This window comes from Pseudolysinimonas sp. (genome assembly GCF_057350545.1).
The window spans coordinates 1-3653 of the sequence record NZ_JBMRCP010000048.1 but is presented as its reverse complement, the minus strand read 5'-3'; the positions used below and the strand labels follow the sequence as shown (position 1 = coordinate 3653).

The following is a 3653-nucleotide window of genomic DNA, read 5'->3' as shown; positions in this document are numbered from 1 at the left end:
GTCCCGCCGAGGAGCGCACCTTCTTCGAGGCCACGGTCTTCGGAGGTGACGGGGGCGCCGCGCGCGCCGCCGAACTGGCCTCCGCGGTCGCCGCTCTGCCCGGCCTGGCTCCCCTCGGCCCCACCGTGGCTGCGAGACTGGTCCCGTGACCCCGAAGAAGGCGACCACCGATCTCGGCGACGCGAAGGTCTTCCTGGCCGGCCCCACCGGCTTCGTCGGCCAGGCGGTGCTCGAGCGTCTGCTGAGCGTCCACCCCGGCATGACCGTGTCGATCCTCGTGCGCGTCAAGGCCGGCGCCACGGCGGAAGACCGTGTGCGCGGCCTGCTCAAGAAGCCCGTCTTCGCCGCGTGGCGGGAGAAGGTCGGCGAGAAGGGCATCGACGACGCGGTGAAGAACCGCATCAAGGTCGTGGAGGGTGGACTGACCTCGGCCTTCACGGTGCCGAAGGACGTCGACCTCGTCATCCACAGCGCCGCGAGCGTGTCGTTCGACGATCCGATCAACGAGTCGTTCGAGGCGAACATCGGCGGCGCCATGAACCTCTACGAGAACGTGCGCGCCGCGGGCGGCGACCCGCGCGTCGTGCACGTCTCCACGTGTTACGTGCAGGGGCTGCGCAAGGGCGTCGCGCCCGAGACGAGCCTCAAGCACGACGTCGACTGGCGCGCCGAGTACGCGTCGTCGTTCGACGCGCACCGTCGCATCGAGAACGAGTCGCGCGAGCCGCATCGCCTGCGCGAGTTCATGAAGACCGCCCAGGCCGAGCACGGCAAGGAGGGCCCGCAGGCCGTCGCGAAGTGGAGTGAGATCGCCCGCATCGCGTGGGTGCGCCAGGAGCTGGTGGATGCCGGCCGCACGCGCGCGCAGAGCCTCGGTTGGACCGACGTCTACACGCTCTCGAAGGCGTTCTCCGAGCGGGCGGCCGAAGAGCTGTGGGGCCGCGATCACCGCCTGTCGGTCGTGCGTCCGGCGATCATCGAGAGCGCCCTGAAGCATCCGTTCCCCGGCTGGATCGACGGCTTCAAAGTCGCCGATCCGCTGATCATGGCCTACGGTCGCGGTCAACTCCCCGAGTTCCCCGGGCTGCCCGACAGCATCCTCGACCTCATCCCGGTCGACTACGTCGTCAACGCGATCATCGCCGCCGCAGCCAATCCGCCGAAGAAGGGCGAACCGGAGTACTTCCACGTCGCCTCCGGCGCGAGCAACCCGGTGCCGTTCCACCAGATGTACGAGAACGTGCACCAGTTCTTCGAGAAGAACCCGCTCACCGACCGCAACGGCAAGCCGATCCCGGTGCCGGTGTGGCGCTTCCCCGGCCCCGAGAAGGTCGAGCGCGGCATCAGCCGACTCGAGCGCCGCGTCAAAGCCGGCGAACGCGCCCTGCGCATCCTGCCGAAGACGAAGGCGTCGCAGAAGACCCTCGCCCAGTTGCAGAAGGGCGTCGCCGACCTCGCGACCCTGCGCAACTTCGTCTCGCTCTACCGCGTCTACGTCGAGACCGAGCTCATCTTCGACGACTCCAACCTCAAGGCCCTGCACGATGCGCTGCCGGCGAAGGAGAAGGCCGACAAGGGCTTCGACATCGCGGCGATCGACTGGGACGACTACCTCCAGAACGTGCACTTCCCGGCGATCGCGAAGCTCACCAAGGCGTTCTCGCGGGCGCGGCAGGCCGAGCGCGCCGCCGCCCTCCCGACTCGCGCCGTCGAACTGCCGCCGCGCGGCGACGTGCTCGCGATCTTCGACATGGAGGGCACGGTCGTCGACTCGAACATCGTGCAGCAGTACCTCTGGGTGCGCTCCGCCGGATTCCGCAAGGCGACCTGGCCCGCCGAGGTCGCGCGCATCCTGGGGTCGGTGCCCGGCTACCTGCGTGCCGAGCGGCGCAACCGCGGCGAGTTCATCCGCTCCTTCCTGCGGCGCTACGAGGGGATGCCGGTCGCGCGTCTCGAGAAGATCGTCGCGGGTGGCTACGGCGACACGATGCGCCGGCACACGAGCGTCGCGGCGCTCGAGCAGATCAACGCGCACAAGGCGGCCGGTCACCGCACGGTGCTCGTCTCCGGCTCGATCGGACTGCTCGCGAAACCCTTCGAGAACCTCTTCGACGAAGTCGTCGCGACCCACATGCATGAGCGCGACGGGGTGCTCACGGGCTACCTCACGAAGCCTCCGATCGTCGATGAGTCCCGGGCCGCGTGGCTCACCCGGTACGCGAAGGAGCACGGTGCCGACCTCGCCGCGTCGTACGGCTACGGCGACAGTCACGCCGACCTCGGCTGGCTCGAGATGGTCGGACATCCCACCGCGGTGAACCCCGATCCGCAGCTCGCCAAGGAGGCGCAGAAGCGTCACTGGCCGGTGCACAACTGGAAGAAGGGCATGCGCTCACCTCGGCGTGCTTTGATGGACGGCAATCCGGTGTCCTCCGTGGCTCCGAAGCCCTCTGAGACGACCCCCTCCGACTAAGGGAGCACCCGTGGCGTTCGACATCGACAGGTACACCGCTCAATCCGAGCCGGTGACCTGGACCGACCTCGACCTCGAGGCGTTCGAGACCGACCCGCTGCCGCCGGAGAGCCTCCGTGTGCTGCGCTACATGTGCGACGTCGAGTACCACACGGTCTGCTACCTGCGCGATCTGCTCACCACCCCGTCGCACAAGGAGCCGGAGATCGGCTCGTTCATGACGATGTGGAACCGCGAGGAGTTCTGGCACGGCGAGGCGCTCGCCGCCGTCCTCGGCAAGCACGGGATCTCGGTCGACTACGACGAGCTCAAGGCCACGCGCCTCAAGCTCGGCTGGAAGGACCGGCTCGACCCGATCAAGCAGTCGCTCCTCGGCGGGCTCGTCGGCAACGACTTCGTCGCCGTGCACATGGCCTGGGGCGCCGCGAACGAGTGGTCGGCGAATGCCGCGTACCACCGCATGGCGAAGCAGGAGAACCACCCCGTGCTCGCCGAGCTCCTGAAGCGCATCGCGCAGCAGGAGACGAAGCACGTCGCGTTCTACGCGACCCAGGCGCGCGACCGCCTCGCGAAGAGCAAGAAGGCGCAGGTCATCGCGCGCTTCGCCCTCCGCAAGGCGTGGGCGCCGGTCGGGTCGGGCATCTCGTCCGAGTCCGAGGTGAAGCACGTGATGGGCCAGCTCTTCGGCGGCACCGAGGGACGTCGCCTGATCCGCGACATCGACTCGCACATCGCGAAGCTCCCCGGCATGGAGGGCCTCACGATCGTGGAGTCGGCGCTCGACAAGCACGGCATCCCCGCCGAAGGCCCCGGCTACGAGCGTGCGACGCCCGAGTCCGACCACGTCGCGGAGACCGTCACGGTCTGATCCGCGCCGCCCGCGAGCGGGATGCGGGGGCTCAGTACGCCGTGAGGCTCACCCGGTTGCGACCGGAGTTCTTCGCCCGGTACATCTCGTTGTCGGCGAGCTCGAGCAGGTCGTCGGTGGTCGGGCGGGCGTCGGGGACGACGCGCTGCACGACGACGCCGACGCTCGCCGAAACCGCGAAACCCTCGGGCAGCCACGGCATCGGCTCGGCGATCGCCTCGCGCAGCCGTTCGGCGATGTGGGCGGCGTCGTCGTGGTCGGTGTCGGGGCAGAGCACGATGAACTCGTCGCCGCCGAAACGCCCGATGATGT

At 69.0% G+C, this 3653-nt stretch carries 3 protein-coding genes; 2 read left to right on the top strand and 1 reads right to left on the bottom strand.

Annotated elements, in window-relative coordinates:
• The first annotated feature begins 145 nt into the window (after positions 1–145).
• Positions 146–2473, top strand: coding sequence for an SDR family oxidoreductase (locus tag ACO1X9_RS06955; protein WP_486350092.1), 2328 nt, complete (start codon positions 146–148; stop codon positions 2471–2473).
• Positions 2474–2483: 10 nt separating this feature from the next.
• Positions 2484–3341 (top strand): ferritin-like domain-containing protein, encoded by an 858-nt coding sequence (locus ACO1X9_RS06950; RefSeq protein WP_486350091.1) that lies wholly within the window; start codon positions 2484–2486, stop codon positions 3339–3341.
• Positions 3342–3372: 31 nt separating this feature from the next.
• Here ACO1X9_RS06950 and ACO1X9_RS06945 read toward each other — a convergent pair.
• On the bottom strand, positions 3373–3653 hold a 281-nt coding region (locus tag ACO1X9_RS06945; RefSeq protein WP_486350090.1), incomplete at its 5' end, for a GGDEF domain-containing protein.